The organism is Cupriavidus sp. UME77 (genome assembly GCF_014170355.1).
Lineage (GTDB): Bacteria > Pseudomonadota > Gammaproteobacteria > Burkholderiales > Burkholderiaceae > Cupriavidus > Cupriavidus basilensis.
Genome location: NZ_LZZU01000046.1, coordinates 67,115 through 81,770, shown reverse-complemented (window position 1 = coordinate 81,770; position 14,656 = coordinate 67,115). Strand labels below are relative to the sequence as shown.

Genomic DNA, 14,656 nt, shown 5'->3' with positions numbered 1-14,656 from the left:
CGCGAAAGCTGCGTGAAGGTTTGCGCTGCCTAGAATGCTCCGAACCCCGCGCTGTGGCCCCGGCGAGCGCGGAGGCACGCCGTAACCAGAGCCCAATCATGCCCCGGCCACCAAGACCTGGCGCCAGCAAAACAAGGGAGACAAAGATGAATGCATACAGGAAGGGCCCGCTTGCCGTGGCCTCTGCGGCACTTGCAGCACTTGCGGCACTTGCGGGTGCACACACGGCGCACGCGGCCGATGCAAAGCTGTCGATCATGGTGGGTGGCGCGACCAAGATCATCTACCTGCCGGCCAGGCTGACCGAGCAACTGGGCTACTTCAAGGAGGAGGGGCTCGATGTCGAGATCCTCTCGCAGCCGGCCGGGGTCGATGCCGAAAACGAACTGCTGGCCGGCGCGGTGCAGGGCGTGGTGGGCTTCTACGATCACACCATCGATCTGCAAAGCAAGGGCAAGGAAGTGGAGGCCGTGGTGGTCTTCGGCAAGGTGCCGGGCGAGGTGGAGATGGTGGCCACGCGTGCGGCCGGCCAGATCAAGAGCATGGCCGATGTGAAAGGCAAGACGCTCGGCGTGACGGGCCTGGGCTCGTCGACCAATTTCCTGACGCAGTACCTGGCCTTCAAGGCGGGGGTGGCGCCCAGCCAGTACACGGTGCTGCCGGTTGGCGCCGATAACAGTTTCATGGCCGCGATCCGCCAGAGCCGCATCGATGCCGGCATGACCACCGAGCCCACCATCTCGCAATTGCTCAAGACCGGCGAGGCGCAGGTGCTGGTCGACATGCGCACGGCCGAGGGCACCACCCAGGCGCTGGGCGGGCTCTATCCGGCCTCCAGCCTCTATATGCAGCGCGCCTGGGTGGAGGGACACAAGGAGCAGGTGCAGAAGCTGGCGCGCGCCTTCGTCAAGACCATGCGCTTTATCAAGACCCACAGCGCCGAGGAGATCGCTCAGAAGATGCCCAAGGACTACTACGGCAATAACCGCGAGCTCTACGTCAAGGCCCTGGGCGCCTCGCTGCCCATGTTCACGGACGACGGCAGGATGCCCGCCGGCGGCCCTGAAACGGTGCTCAAGGTGCTCGCCTCGTTCGATCCGACTGTCAAGGGCAAGCACATCGAACTGGGCCGCACATTTACCAACGAGTTCGTCGACCGCACCGCCAAGTGAGACACCAGGCGAACAACCGGTTCGCGCCGCCGGCGTGCGCGCACAGCAAGGAAACCTCATGACCAATACCGTGCCGCAAGATGCGCCGGCCATCGAATTCGAGCGCGTCTCCTGCCGCTTCATCGCACCCGATGGCACTGCCACCGTGGCGTTGCGCGACTTCTCCATGTGTGTGGGCAAGGGCGAGTTCGTCGCCATCGTCGGGCCGACGGGATGCGGCAAATCGACCACACTGAGCCTGATCACCGGCTTGCTCAAGCCGAGCACCGGAGAGGTGCGCCTGATGGGCAAACGCGTGACCGGCATCGATCCGCGCATCGGCTTTGTGTTCCAGGCCGATGCGGTCTTCCCGTGGCGCTCGGTGCTGCACAACGTGGCGGCCGGGCCGCTGTTTCGCGGCGCCGGCCGCGACCAGGCCTATGGCCTGGCCGAGGAATGGGTGCGCAAGGTCGGCCTGGCCAAGTTCAGCAACCACTACCCGCATCAGTTGTCGGGCGGCATGCGCAAGCGCGTGGCGCTGGCGCAGACCTTCATCAACAACCCGCAGATCCTGCTGATGGACGAGCCATTCAGCGCGCTGGACATGCAGACCCGCACGCTGATGCAGGACGAGCTGCTGCAGTTGTGGTCGCAGAACGCTGGCTCGGTGGTGTTCGTCACGCACGACCTGGAAGAAGCCATCGCCATGGCTGACAGGGTCTTCGTGCTGACCGCGCGTCCGGCCACCCTCAAGCGTGTCTATGAGATCGACCTGCCACGCCCGCGCGTGACTTCGGAGATCCGCTACGAAAAGCACTTTGTCGAACTGTCGCGCGAGATCTGGGCCGATCTGCGCGAAGAAGTCCACATCGACTGATGCTGCGCCGCCAACCGTAGCCAATGCCAACGCCAATGCCAATACCAATGAATATGGAAGCAAACACGGCCCTTGCCGACGAACTCGACGTCTTTGAACGGGAAGCCAGGCTAGCCATGCGCCGGCGCCGCCAACTGATCATCACCCTGCGCATTGGCTTGCTGGTGGTGGCGCTGGGCGGTTGGGAGCTGGCGGGGCGGCTGCACTGGATCGACCCGTTCTTCTTCTCCATGCCCTCGCTGATTGCGGAGCAGATCTACGACTGGTTCGTCAACGGCACCTCGCAGGGCCCGCTGCTGGAGCAGGTGGCGGTCACGCTGGAGGAGACCGGGCTGGGCTTCCTGATCGGCTCGGTCGCCGGCGTGATCTGCGGCATTGTGCTCGGGCGCAACAAGCTGCTGGCCGATGTGTTCAGCATCTACATCCAGATTGCCAACTCCATTCCACGCGTGGTGCTGGGCTCGATCTTCGTGATCGCGCTGGGCCTGGGCATGGCCTCCAAAGTGGCACTGGCGGTGGTGATGGTGTTCTTCGTGGTGTTCGGCAATGCCTTCCAGGGCGTGCGCGAAGCCGACCGCTACCTGATCGCCAATGCGCAGATCCTCGGCGCTTCCAAACGCCAACTGACCTTCGCCGTGGTGGTGCCGTCGGCGTTGAGCTGGATCCTGGCCAGCCTGCACGTCAGCTTTGGCTTCGCGCTGGTCGGTGCGGTGGTTGGTGAGTTCCTGGGTTCCAAGCAGGGCATCGGCCTGCTGATCGCCACGGCGCAGGGCGCCTTCAATGCCAGCGGCGTGTTCGCCGCCATGATCGTGCTGGCGGTGGTGGCGCTTGCCGCGGACTTCTTGCTGACCACGCTGGAAAACCGCCTGCTGAAATGGAAGCCGGGCAACCTGGCCTGACCCTGCGTCGCGGCGGCACAGCGCAATAGCGCTACGCGCGCTGGGACGCCATCTCCCTTGCCCACGCCGACTCTCCGTCGGGGTGGGCCTTTTTTGCTTGGTTCGCCGGGCTTCCTGCGAGCGCCCGCCCTCTCCCCCGACCCCTCTCCCACAAGTGCTTGGGGAGCAGACCAATGGCATCGAACGGAGCCGACGGATGGGCCAACACCGCACGCCATGACGACGGCTGTCGCTCCCTCTCGCCCCGGCCCATCTCCCACAAGTGGGAGATGGCAGCAAACCTGAAGCATGGAACCAAGCCGCCAGGCGAAAAAAAACCCGGCTTGTGGCCGGGACAAGGAAAGTTCGGAGCCAGGCCCGCGCCGCTAGGCGCAGGCCGATGCAACGGGATCAGAAGCGCGTGCGCATACCCACGGCGAACTCGCTCTGATGCGCGAAGCCGTTCGATTGCGCGGCATGGTAGCCGTGCTGCAGGAACATGTAGTCCGCCGCCAGGTAGACCTCGGTGCGCTTCGAGAAGTGGTAGAAGATCGAGCCGTACACCGTGTTCTTGCGGCCGCTGTCGGTCGCGGTGGAGCCCGTGGTGTTGCCGTAAGCGTTGATCGTGAAGCCGTCGGCATTCAGGGCGGCGTGGCCGGCCTTCATCATCTGGTAGCCGATCTCGTAGTCGAAGGCGCCTGCCGGGTCGATCTTGAGCGACACTGTGTAGGCGTCGTCCTTGCGCTGGCCCAGCGCGCCCTGGTCCGCGGTGTAGTGGAAATAGCCCGCGTTGGCGCGCACGATGCCCCACACATAGTTGCCGCCGACCGAATAGGTGCGGTTGCGGTTGCCCGCGACGTTGGCCGTGGTGAAGAAGCTGGAGAGGTGGAAATTGCCGCCGTTGTAGCCGAGGGTGACGGTTTCGGTGGTGTTGCGCGACGGCGCGCCCGGCACTTCGCCGAACTGATAGGCCGCGCCGGCGGTCAGGCCGTTGTCGAACAGCTTCTTCCACACCACGCCATTGTCCATGCGGGTGCCGGTGGCGCTGCCTGCGTAGAACACCAGCTGCTTGAAGTTGTTGTTGTTGGTGTAGCCGCCTTCTTCCGCGGTGATGGCCGCCGGGCCGTAGGGGTCGCCATAGAGGCCGGATGCCATCGGGTCGCGCCCGAGCGCATTCTGGCGGCCGAAGGTCAGCTTGCCGAAGACATTGCTGTTGATGCCGACCCAGGCGTCACGGTTGAACAGCACGCCGGGGGTGTCCATCTTTCCGTCGTAGCTGGTGAACTCGCTCTCCAGCTTGAAGATCACCTTGGTGCCGAACCCGATGTCTTCCGCGCCGGTCAGGCCCCAGCGGTTGCCGCTGAACCACGCCGGCTGGTGGTAGCCGGTGAGGCGGTCGCCCTTGGCGTCGGCGTTGCTGATGGTGCTGATGGTGGTGTCGATGAGGCCATACAGCGTCACGTTCGATTGCGCGTTGGCGTGGCCGGCAAAGGCCGCGCCGATTGCCAGCGCGAGGGCTGTGGTTTTGGTTTTGGTTTTGGCTTTCAAGTTGATCTCCTCGGGGCTCGCTAGTCTTGTCGATGATTCGGGCTGCTCGCGGGCGGGACGCGTGTCCCGGCCATGAGAGAAGCCCCTGCATCGTAGGCATGGCAAGCCTTCATCCAGCTTTCCCGCCGTTGCGCGGCTGGCTCAGGGAAAATACCGAGGAGACCCGGCAGGGCAGGCGTTCGGCCGCTTGTTCCACCGCTTGCCGCCCGCATTGCAAACGCAGCCGCAGCGGCCGGCGCGCTCAGTGCGGCCGGCGCTCCGCCGGCTTGCGCTTGCGCGCAGGTGCGGGTACGGGCGCCGGCTGATCCTGCGCCCGCTGCTGTTCGGCCGCGCCGCGCAGCAGCCAGCTGATCAGCTGCTTGGATTGCTGGATGCGCAAGCGGCGTCCCTTGGCGTTATCTTCGAGATAGTCCGTCGACAGGTGGAACAGGTAGGACACCACGTAGCCGCAGAGGTCGTCGACGATGGGGCGCGACAGGCCCGGGCAGAGCGCCAGCCTCTCGATGTCTTCCGCCATCTCGCCGGCGATATCCGCCAGCACCTGGCGCACCGCTTCGCGCAGCGCCGGCTGCGGGCCAGTGCTGCCGCACACGCCGACAAAGAAGGCGTCGGGGTGGGCATCGGCGTAGGCGAAGAAGGCGTCGCAAGCGCGGGTGGCGACCTCGCCGGGGTTGTCCTGCGCCACCGCCCAGCGCACCGCGCGCAGCATGGGCCGCAGTTCGTTGCCGACCTCGGCCACGGCGGTCAGCGCCAGGTCTTCCATGTCGCGGAAGTGGCGATAGAAGGTATTGGGATTCAGCCCCGCTTCGCGCGCCAGTTCGCGCAGGCCGAGGCCGGCGAAGCTGCGCCTGGCTGCGGCCAGGCGCAGCGCCGCGTCGATCAGTTTGCGTTTGCCGCCGGCAACGTCTTCCATGGTGTCAGGCAAAAAAGTTAAGGCCGGGATACACCGGCTTGAATACGCCCGCTTGAGCGAATCCGGTTTGGAATTGACACTCGGTCTACATTCGTCTACTTTGCTGCAAAAGTAGACGGTTGTCTACGTCAACTTGCAGGGATAGCCATGTGTGCCATGTGTGCCATGTACGCCATGCACCCGGCAGAAAACAGAAGAACGGACAAGAGACACAAGGCGGCGCCTGAGCCCCTTGGCCCAACCCCGGCGTTACACCCGCCGACTACCATCTGGTGACCTGAATATGCAGCGCGCCTCCACTTCCACTCCCGCCTCCGCCGCTACGGCCGCGACCTCGGCAACCATGCCAGCGGCGCAGCCCGCACGCACGCTCGAACCCATCCCGCGCGATCCGGGCTGGCCGCTGGTCGGCAACCTGTTGCAGGTCACGCCGGGCAAGGTCGGGCAGCACCTGCTGGCGCGCAGCCGTGCCTTCGATGGCATTTTCGAACTCGATTTCGCCGGGCGCCGCGTGGCGTTCGTGAGCGACGCCGCGCTGGTGGGCGAGCTGTCGGACGGGCAGCACTTTCGCAAGATCGTCGGGCCGCCGCTGTCTTACCTGCGCGACCTGGCTGGCGACGGCCTGTTCACCGCGCACGCCGAGGAAGAGAACTGGGGCCGCGCTCACCGCATCCTGATGCCCGCCTTCAGCCAGCGCGCGATGAAGGGCTACTTCGACGTGATGCTGCGCGTGGCCAACCGGCTGGTCGACAAGTGGGACCGCCAGGGCGCCGACACCGACATCCCGATCGCCGACGACATGACCCGGCTCACGCTGGACACCATCGCGCTGTCTGGCTTCGGCTATGACTTCGATTCGTTCTCGCGCGAGCAGCTCCATCCCTTTATCGACGCCATGGTCGGCGCGCTCGAGGAGGCCATGGGCAAGCTCACGCGCTTTGCGCTGCAGGACAAGTTCATGCACAAGGCGCACCGCAAGTTCGCCGACGATATCCGGTACATGCGAGAGCTGGTGGATGACGTGGTGCGGCAGCGCCGCGCCGCGGCCGGCAAGAACGCCGGACAGCCGCCCGCGCACGACCTGCTCAACCTGATGCTGGAGGCGCGCGACCCCGACACCGACCAGCGCCTGGACGACGTGAACATCCGCAACCAGGTCATCACCTTCCTGATCGCGGGGCACGAGACCACCAGCGGCCTGCTCACGTTCGCGCTGTATGAGCTGCTGCGCCATCCCGGCGTGCTGGCGCAAGCCTATGCCGAGGTGGACGCGGTGCTGCCGGGTGACGCGCCGCCGGTCTATGCCGACCTGGCGAAGCTGCAGGTGATTGACCGCGTGCTCAAGGAAACGCTGCGCCTGTGGCCCACGGCGCCCGCTTTTGCGGTGGCGCCATTCGAGGACACGGTGATCGGCGGGCGCTACCTGATCCGCAAGGATCGGCGCATCTCGGTGGTGCTCACCGCGCTGCACCGCGACCCGAAAGTGTGGGCCGATCCGGAGACCTTCGACATCGACCGCTTCCTGCCCGAGAACGAAGCCAGGATCCATCCCCACGCCTACAAGCCGTTCGGCAATGGCGAGCGCGCCTGCATCGGGCGCCAGTTCGCGCTGACCGAAGCCAAGCTCGCGCTGGCCCTGATGCTGCGCAACTTCCAGTTCAGCGATCCGCACGACTACCAGTTCCGCATCAAGGAGACGCTGACCCTGAAGCCGGATGCGTTCACGCTGCGCGCACGGCGGCGCCGTGCGCACGAGCGCATCGCCGCCGCGGCTGCGCCCGGCGCTGCCAGCGCGCAGCCGCAACCCCCGGCGGTGCGCGGCAACGGCCAGCCCCTTGCCGTGCTGTGCGGCTCCAGCCTGGGCACCGCGCGCGAGCTGGCCGAGCAGATCCACGCCGGCGCGCTGGCGGCCGGTTTTGCCGCCACGCTGCGCGACCTGGACGAAGCCGTGGGCGCGTTGCCCACCGATGGGCTCGCCGTGATCGTGGCGGCGACCTACAACGGGCGCGCACCCGATTCAGCGCGACGCTTCGAAGCAATGCTCGATAGCGGCGATGCCGGCGGCTACCGCGCAGAAGGCCTGCGCTTTGCGTTGCTAGGCTGCGGCAATTCGCAATGGGCCACGTACCAGGCATTCCCCAAGCGGCTGCACGACTTCTTCAGCGCGGCTGGCGCGGCGCCTTTGCTCGCGCGCGGCGAGGCGGATGGCAATGGCGACTTCGACCAGGCGGCGGAGTCATGGCTCACCGCGTTGTGGCAATCGCTGCAGGCGCTGCGCGTGGAGCAGGGCGCGGCGCCAGATGCGGCGGGCGCCAGCCAGATCGAGGTGCGGCTGCGCGATATCGCCGCCATCCGTGCCAGCACGCTGCCGCCGTCGACGCAAGCCTTCACGGTGCTGGCCAACACGGAGCTGGTGAACGATCCGGCGGGCCTGTGGGACTTCGCGCTGGAAGCGCCGCGCACCGCCACGCGCGACATCCAATTGCGCCTGCCGGAAGGCGCAAGCTACGCGACCGGCGATCATCTTGCGGTGTATCCACAGAACCATCCCGCCACCGTGCGGGACCTGTGCGAGCGGCTCGATCTCGATCCCGACGCCATGGTGACGCTGTCCGCCGCGCCTGGCTACGCCGCGCGTGGGCTGCCACTGGACGAGGCATTGCCCCTGCGTGAACTGCTGACGCATTTCATCGAGCTGCAAGATGTGGTGTCGCGCCAGACGCTGCGCACGCTGCTGCAATACACACGTTGCCCGTTCACGCGCGCGGCGCTGGAGCGGCTCGGCTCGGACCACGCGCAAGAGGGCTACGCGGCGCGCGTGGCCTCGCAACGGCTGGGGCTGGTGGATGTGCTGGTCAGCCACCCCGCCATCGCGCTCACGTTGCCGGGCCTGCTGGCTTGCACGGTGCCGATGCGGCCGCGCTTCTATTCCATCGCGTCGTCTCCCCTGGTCTCACCGGACGTGGCGACGATCACGGTCGGCACCGTGTGGTCGCCCGCGCTCTCGGGGCGCGGCATGTTCCGTGGCGTGGCATCCACCTGGCTGCAAGGACTCGCGCCGGGCGCGGTGGTGGCGGCAGCGATCCGCACGCCCAACCCGGCCTTCGCGCCCGATCCCGATCCGGCGCGGCCGATGATCCTGGTCGGGCCCGGCACGGGCATCGCGCCGTTCCGCGGCTTCCTGGAAGAGCGCGCGGCGCAGAAGGCCGCCGGACAGGCGGTAGCCGCCAGCCAGTTCTATTACGGCTGCCGCCATCCCGGGCACGACTGGCTGTACCGCGATGATGTGGCCCGCTGGCAGGCCGCGGGCGTGGTGCAGGCGCATGCGGCTTACTCCACCACAGCCGCTGCGGACCAACGCTATGTGCAGCATCTGCTATGGCGTGATCGCCAGGCCATTTGGGCGATGCTGCGGGACGGCGCCACGATTTATGTGTGCGGCGACGGCCGGCAGATGGCGCCCGCGGTGCGGCGCACGCTGATCGAGATCGCCGCGCAGCAGGGCGGCATGAGCGAGGCCGCGGCCTCCGACTGGCTGGCGGGCATGGTGGCGCAGGGTCGTTACCGCCAGGACGTGTTCAACTAGCCCAGCCTGGCGCGAGTTGGCAGGATTCTGCGGATCATTGTCAGCCGCCACGCTCGCGCTTTTCGTACGCTCGGTGCCATCCCCGCCTCTTCCTCACCGGAGCGCCACGATGGCACGTCCCGCGATGTCCCAAGCCCGGGTCCTGGCAATCTGCCAGGCCCTGTTCACCTCGGCGCTGTCGGTCGACCTGACCCTGACCGGGCTGGTCGGCTACACGCTCGCGCCCGACAAGGCGCTGGCCACGCTGCCGTTCGCGCTGATCACGGTGGCGTCGGCGCTCACCGCCATCGCGGCCGCCTTCTTGATCGAGCGGCTGGGGCGCCGCATCGCTTTTTCGCTCGGCGGGCTCGCGTGCTGCGCGGGCGGGCTGGTGTCGGTGTGGGCCATCTCGCACCATGACTTCGTGGCGTTCTGCGTGGGCACGGCGCTGGTCGGCGTGTTCCAGGCGTTCGCGCGCTTTTACCGGCTGGCCGCGGCGGATGCCGCCGCGCCTGTGGATAAGCCGCGCGCTATTTCCACCGTGCTCACCGGCGGCGTGGTGGCCGCCGTGTGCGGTCCCGCCATCGCCGCGTGGAGCAGCGACCTGATGGTGGCGCAGCCCTTCGCCGGCTCGTATGCGGTGGTCGCGGTGTTCGGCATGGCCACGGTCTTGCTGCTGGCGCTTGGCTACCGCGAGCCGAAGGCGCACGCAGGCACGGTAGCGGCCGATCACGGCGCCGCGGCGTTGCCCGCGCGCCCGCTCGCCGAGATCGCGCGCCAGCCGGTGTTCCTGGCGGCGTTTGCCAACAACGGCATCGGCAACGCGGTGATGATGTTCGTGATGACCGCCACGCCGATTGCCGCGGTGGCGTGCAGCCATACCATCACGCAGGGCGCGCAGATCATCGAGTGGCACCTGGTGGGCATGTACGCACCGTCGTTCTTCTCCGGCTGGCTGCTGCAGCGCTTCGGGCGCGGGCCGATGCTGATGTGCGGCATCGCGCTCGCTGCAATGGCCTCGCTCGTGGCCCTGGCCTCGACGGCGCTGCCAGCCTTTTATGTCGCCTTGTTGTGCCTTGGCATTGGCTGGAATTTCATGTTTGTCGGCGGCACCACGCTGCTGGCGGAAAGCTACCGGCCCGCCGAGCGCGCGCGGACCCAGGCGCTGGCCGAATTCTCCGCCGCCGCGCTGACCGCGCTGGCCACGCTCGCTGCCGGGCAGGTGCTGTACCGCTATGGCTGGCAGGCGGTCAACCTTGCCGTGCTGCCGGCGCTGGCGGTGGCGCTGCTGGTCACGCTAGGCTGGCGGCGCAGCACGCCGCGCGCGGCGGTGCTGGCCGGATAAGCGCCGGCGCCAGTATGATCGGCGGCAACCGCGCTCGCGCACTCACACTCTCGCCCTGGGTCACCGTCCATGCCTGCCAGCCATCCCTTGCCGAATGATCCGCCGCGCATCGTCGTGCTCGTCGCGCCGGACCCTGCGCAGGAACTCGACGTGACCGGGCCCAGCGCCGTCTTCGGCCATGCCAACCGGCTCCCCGGCCGGGCCTCGCCGGCCTACGACATCCGTATTGCCAGCGTGCGCGACGACGGCCTGGTGTGCACCGAAAGCGGGATCCGGCTGCTGGCCGACGCGCCGTATCACCGCATCGGCGACATGCTGCCCGGGCCGATCGATACCTTGCTGATCGCCGGCGGCTCAGGCCACGCCGCGGCAGCCAACGACGCGCGCCTGATCGACTGGGTCCGTGCGCAGGCGCCGCACGTGCGCCGCCTTGGCGCGGTCTGCACCGGCGCGTTCGTGCTGGCGCGCACCGGGCTGCTGGACCGCCATCGCGCCACCACGCACTGGCGACACGCCGCGCGGCTGGCGCAGTGCCATCCGCTGGTGGAAGTGGACCCGGACCCGATCTGGATCCGCGCGGGCGATCTGTACACCTCGGCCGGCGTGACCGCTGGCATGGACCTGGCGCTGGCCTTGGTGGAGGACGACCTCGGCCATGCCGCCTCGCTGGCCGTGGCGCGCGAGCTGGTGCTGTTCCTGCGCCGTCCCGGCAGCCAGGCGCAGTTCTCCACGCTGCTGCAGGCGCAGAGCGCGCAGAGTCCGGAGTTGCGTGAATTGCAGGCCTGGATGGCGGAGCACCTGGCGCGCGACCTGTCGGTGCAGGTGCTGGCCGAGCGCGTGGCGATGAGCCCGCGCAACTTCGCGCGCGTGTTCGCGCGGCAGGTCGGCGAGACGCCGGCGCGCTACGTGGAACGGCTACGTGTGGAAGCGGTGCGCAGGATGCTGGAGGAAGACGGGCGACGCCTGGATGGCATCGCCCGCGCGACTGGATTTGCCAACGCCGACGTGATGCGGCAGGCCTTCCAGCGGCATGTGCAGACCACGCCGGAACGCTATCGGGCAGCGTTCCGGGCGAGCCCAGAGGAGCCCGGCAAGGGCCTCAGGCCTTAGCTTGCAACGCGGCAATGCGCTGCTCGATCGGCGGGTGGCTGGAGAACAGCGAGAGCCACGACTTGCCACCGGCAATGCCCATCGCCTGCATGTTCTGCGGCAGGCCTTCTGAGTCCAGGCCACCCAGCCGGCGCAGCGCCGCCACCATCGGCGTGGGGCTGCCCATCAGCTTGGCCGCGCCGGCATCGGCACGGTATTCGCGATGGCGCGAGAAGGTGGCCACGATGATGCTGGCCAGGATGCCGAACACGATCTCGCACACCACCACCGTGATCATGTAGCCGATGCCGGGGCCGCTCGATTCCTCATCGTTCTTGCGCAGCATCGAATCCACGAAGTAGCCCACCACGCGCGCCAGGAAGATCACGAAGGTGTTGACCACCCCCTGGATCAGCGTGAGCGTGACCATGTCGCCATTGGCGATGTGGGCGACTTCGTGCGCGAGCACGGCCTCCACTTCGTCGTGCGACATGGTTTGCAGCAAGCCGGTGGAAACGGCTACCAGCGAGCTTTTCTTGGTGGCGCCGGTGGCAAACGCATTGGCTTCGCCTTCATAGATGGCGACTTCAGGCATCGGCAGGCCGGCGCGGTCAGCCAGCTTCTGCACGGTCTGCACCAGCCAGACTTCGGTGCCGTTGCTGGGCCGGGTAATGACTTGCGCGCCGGTCGACCACTTGGCGATGGTCTTGGACATCAAGAGCGAGATGAAGGAACCACCGAAGCCCATCAGCGCGGCGAATGCCAGCAGCATGCCGAGGTTGAGGCCATTGCCGGTGAGGAAGCGGTTCACGCCCAGCAAGCTGGCGGTGAAGCTGAGGACAAGCATGACGGCGAGGTTGGTCGCCAGGAAGAGCAGGACGCGTTTCATTTTTTGTGTGAGGAAGTGATCAATGCCATGGTGAAAACGGGGGCGCGCATCGCAAGCACGCGCAGCGCCAAGCCAGGCGCGCCGCGTGCAGGAGACTAACGACAGGAAAACCGGGAACCTGACTACGAGCGCACGCAAGGCCAGCGCACGCGCGGGGGAGACTCAGGCGCTGGGAGGGCGCTGCTGAAGGGGGAGGTCGGGGTCGGGCATGACGCCCGCGCGGTGCGCGGGCGCTGCGCTGCGGGCAAGCCCTGCGTTGAAGCGCGGGGGCGAGGCCGGCAACAGGGATTCGGCGAGGTCGGCGCCGGGCTGCGACGGATCCTTGGCGTCGCCGGCACTGCCAACGTCAACGTCAGCGGGGCCCGGGGCGCCGCTGGCATCGATGGCGGCAGCATGCGCCGCATCGTCTGCCGTGGCGACAGCAGCGTCTTGTGCCAAGGTGCTGCACGCATCCGCCTGCACCGCGTTGCCCACTGCGCACGTGCGTGCGCCTGCCCAGCTTTGGAAGGGCATGACGGCAAGCATCAGGAGCAGCAGCAGTAAGCGGATGGCGCGCACGAAAAATTGGGGTTGGGATCGCGTGTCAGGGGGTTCGACACGAAATCGAGCAAAGAATTCTACAGGATGCGCCGCCGTGGCATGTTATGGCGAAAGCATCACTCCACGGCGCTCAGCCCAGGATATTCCGCGCGGCACGCGTACCCCACCACGCCGCTTCCTCGAACACCGACACGCCGGACAGGTCCGCATGGGCAAACAGGATGCGGCCATCGGCCGCGCGCAGGGCCGCGGCGCCGGCATTGCCCAGAAAGCCCGTGCGCGGCGAGGCCATGGCGTGCCCGCGCACCGTGATTTCCACCGCATCCGCGTGGCGCCAGAAGGCGCGCCCGTAGACCGTGCGCAGATCGGTGGTGGCATAGTCCATCAGCTCGGCGGCGCTGGCCTCGGCCAGCCAGCGGCGGGTGTCGGTGAGCGAGCGCGGTGCCGCGCCGGGGCTGGCCGCAAAGTCCAGTGGACAGTACGCGGTAAAGACCGTGGCTGCCGGCTTTGCCTGCCGGATCAGTTGATGGGTACTCACCACATAACCCAGCCCGCGTCCGCCGTGCACCACGTTGTCCCACGCCAGCGGCACGCCCGGCGCCTCCGGCGGGAAGCCCTGCAGGCGGAAGCTGGACACCATCCAGGACGCGGTGGGCGGCAGGTGGCGCGCCGGGTCGAAGCCGAATTCGCGCAGCGGCGCCACGCGGGCGGCCACATGCAGGGGCATGGCGCAGATCACACGGCGCGCGCGGATGCGGTAGAGGCGCGGCGGCCGGGCGCCAACGCCATCCGGCCACCAGGCACACAGCACCGACACCCCACGGCCCTGCTCCTGCACTTGCAGCGCCATGCCGGGACGGCGCCAGGGCTGGGTGCCAGGTTTGACGCCGCGGTGCGCATCGATCCGCGCCGAGAGCCGCGTCACCAGCGCGTGCAATCCATCCGGCCACGTCAGCACGGCGCCGTCGGCCGCATCGCTTGCATGGCCCGCGCGGCTGGCGAAGTAGTACAGGCCGGCCCAGGCCGAGATCAGCTCGTGCCCCGCGCCGTAGTCGTCGCGGCAACAGTAGTCCACATAGGTGTGCAGGGTGGGCGCGGTAAAGCCTTCGGCCAGCATCCACTGCCGCATGCTTTGCTGGTCAAGCCGGGTCCAGGCCGGATCTTGCGAGGCCAGCGCCAGCGGGATGGCAAAGGCCTTGCGGCCGTCGCTGCCGCGCGCGCTCTTGAGCTGCTCGACGCGCGCGAGAAAGCGCGCGTGCTGCGCCGCTTCCTGCTCCGGCGCAGCGTCGCCAGGCAGCAGGCCGTCGTGCCACTTGCCGTCGAAGAACAGGCGCTCATCCGGCGCATGCACCAGCGCGCGTTCGTCGAACTCGGGCCGCGCGGCGAACGGGTCACGCTGGATCACGCCGGTGTCGGCCAGCATCTCGCGGATGTGCGTGGATTCGGGCGAGGGCAGCGGCAGATAGTGCGCGCCGCGCGGGAAGGCCAGGTCGCCGCCGAAACTTCCGGCCGCCGCGTTGCCGCCGAACTCGGGGCCTTCCACCAGCAGGAAATCCTTCAGGCCGCCGCGCGCCAGCTGCCACGCCGCGCTGACCCCGGCCACGCCACCGCCCAGGATGGCGACGTCGGTCACGATCTCATCCTGCGCGGAAACGGTCGACGGCCAGCTGGCGGCATCGCGCAGCGCGTGGCCCTCGGCCATGCCGGGGCGCAGCACCACAGGCATGGGCTCGCGCAGGCCCACGCCGGCCAGGAAGCGGCTGGTATCGTCGCCCAGGCGATCGCAGCCGGACAGCAAGCCCAGGCCGCCCGCGCCGGCGCCGGCGATCAGGAAGCGGCGGCGGTCCATGCCAGCTCCGAA

Annotated in this window: 11 protein-coding genes; 6 read left to right on the top strand and 5 right to left on the bottom strand. The window is 67.9% G+C overall.

The genetic code is table 11. The features are described from left to right. Positions 1–146: 146 nt before the first annotated feature. The 3 genes from A9975_RS18280 to A9975_RS18270 are packed head-to-tail and all read left to right on the top strand — an operon-like array spanning position 147 to position 2,927. Entirely contained in the window at positions 147–1,172 is a 1,026-nt protein-coding gene (locus tag A9975_RS18280) for an ABC transporter substrate-binding protein (protein WP_183034059.1), read from the top strand. A gap of 58 nt (positions 1,173–1,230) precedes the next feature. Continuing rightward, positions 1,231–2,028, top strand: coding sequence for an ABC transporter ATP-binding protein (locus tag A9975_RS18275; protein ID WP_183034058.1), 798 nt, complete (start codon positions 1,231–1,233; stop codon positions 2,026–2,028). 35 nt (positions 2,029–2,063) lie between these two features. Beyond that, on the top strand, positions 2,064–2,927 hold the full coding sequence (locus A9975_RS18270) for an ABC transporter permease (protein ID WP_183034057.1): 864 nt from the start codon (positions 2,064–2,066) through the stop codon (positions 2,925–2,927). 390 nt (positions 2,928–3,317) lie between these two features. Here A9975_RS18270 and A9975_RS18265 read toward each other — a convergent pair whose 3' ends face one another. Further along, positions 3,318–4,454 (bottom strand): porin, encoded by a 1,137-nt coding sequence (locus A9975_RS18265; protein ID WP_183034056.1) that lies wholly within the window; start codon positions 4,452–4,454, stop codon positions 3,318–3,320. 241 nt (positions 4,455–4,695) lie between these two features. Further along, complete coding sequence (locus A9975_RS18260; protein ID WP_183034055.1) at positions 4,696–5,367, bottom strand: TetR family transcriptional regulator; 672 nt, start codon at positions 5,365–5,367, stop codon at positions 4,696–4,698. Between the two features lie 343 nt (positions 5,368–5,710). Between A9975_RS18260 and A9975_RS18255 the strand changes: the two genes are divergently transcribed. The 3 genes from A9975_RS18255 to A9975_RS18245 all read left to right on the top strand — a co-directional run bounded on the left by A9975_RS18255 (position 5,711) and on the right by A9975_RS18245 (position 11,387). Then, positions 5,711–8,953: a bifunctional cytochrome P450/NADPH--P450 reductase gene (locus A9975_RS18255; RefSeq protein WP_183034115.1), complete on the top strand. Its 3,243-nt coding sequence runs from the start codon at positions 5,711–5,713 to the stop codon at positions 8,951–8,953. 109 nt (positions 8,954–9,062) lie between these two features. Then, positions 9,063–10,277, top strand: a complete 1,215-nt coding sequence (locus A9975_RS18250; protein ID WP_183034054.1) for an MFS transporter — start codon at positions 9,063–9,065, stop codon at positions 10,275–10,277. A gap of 69 nt (positions 10,278–10,346) precedes the next feature. Next, positions 10,347–11,387: a GlxA family transcriptional regulator gene (locus A9975_RS18245; protein ID WP_183034053.1), complete on the top strand. Its 1,041-nt coding sequence runs from the start codon at positions 10,347–10,349 to the stop codon at positions 11,385–11,387. Here A9975_RS18245 and htpX read toward each other — a convergent pair. The 3 genes from htpX to A9975_RS18230 all read right to left on the bottom strand — a co-directional run bounded on the left by htpX (position 11,377) and on the right by A9975_RS18230 (position 14,644). Continuing rightward, a complete protein-coding gene (htpX, locus tag A9975_RS18240; protein WP_183034052.1) occupies positions 11,377–12,255 on the bottom strand; it encodes a protease HtpX in 879 nt (292 codons plus the stop codon). The genes A9975_RS18245 and htpX overlap by 11 nt on opposite strands. Before the next feature lie 162 nt (positions 12,256–12,417). Beyond that, the gene (locus A9975_RS18235) at positions 12,418–12,768 is read right to left on the bottom strand and encodes a hypothetical protein (protein ID WP_255503297.1); all 351 of its coding nucleotides are present in this window, start codon (positions 12,766–12,768) and stop codon (positions 12,418–12,420) included. 157 nt (positions 12,769–12,925) lie between these two features. Continuing rightward, positions 12,926–14,644, bottom strand: coding sequence for an FAD-dependent oxidoreductase (locus tag A9975_RS18230; RefSeq protein WP_183034051.1), 1,719 nt, complete (start codon positions 14,642–14,644; stop codon positions 12,926–12,928). Positions 14,645–14,656: the final 12 nt, after the last annotated feature.

What these genes read in the sequence shown, in the direction of transcription:
- A9975_RS18280 (WP_183034059.1), top strand. Translation starts at nt 147, where the DNA reads ATGAATGCATACAGGAAGGGCCCGCTTGCCGTGGCCTCTGCGGCACTT.
- A9975_RS18275 (WP_183034058.1), top strand. Translation starts at nt 1,231, where the DNA reads ATGACCAATACCGTGCCGCAAGATGCGCCGGCCATCGAATTCGAGCGC.
- A9975_RS18270 (WP_183034057.1), top strand. Translation starts at nt 2,064, where the DNA reads ATGCCAATACCAATGAATATGGAAGCAAACACGGCCCTTGCCGACGAA.
- A9975_RS18260 (WP_183034055.1), bottom strand. Translation starts at nt 5,367, where the DNA reads ATGGAAGACGTTGCCGGCGGCAAACGCAAACTGATCGACGCGGCGCTG.
- A9975_RS18255 (WP_183034115.1), top strand. Translation starts at nt 5,711, where the DNA reads ATGCCAGCGGCGCAGCCCGCACGCACGCTCGAACCCATCCCGCGCGAT.
- A9975_RS18250 (WP_183034054.1), top strand. Translation starts at nt 9,063, where the DNA reads ATGGCACGTCCCGCGATGTCCCAAGCCCGGGTCCTGGCAATCTGCCAG.
- A9975_RS18245 (WP_183034053.1), top strand. Translation starts at nt 10,347, where the DNA reads ATGCCTGCCAGCCATCCCTTGCCGAATGATCCGCCGCGCATCGTCGTG.
- htpX (WP_183034052.1), bottom strand. Translation starts at nt 12,255, where the DNA reads ATGAAACGCGTCCTGCTCTTCCTGGCGACCAACCTCGCCGTCATGCTT.
- A9975_RS18235 (WP_255503297.1), bottom strand. Translation starts at nt 12,768, where the DNA reads ATGCCCTTCCAAAGCTGGGCAGGCGCACGCACGTGCGCAGTGGGCAAC.
- A9975_RS18230 (WP_183034051.1), bottom strand. Translation starts at nt 14,644, where the DNA reads ATGGACCGCCGCCGCTTCCTGATCGCCGGCGCCGGCGCGGGCGGCCTG.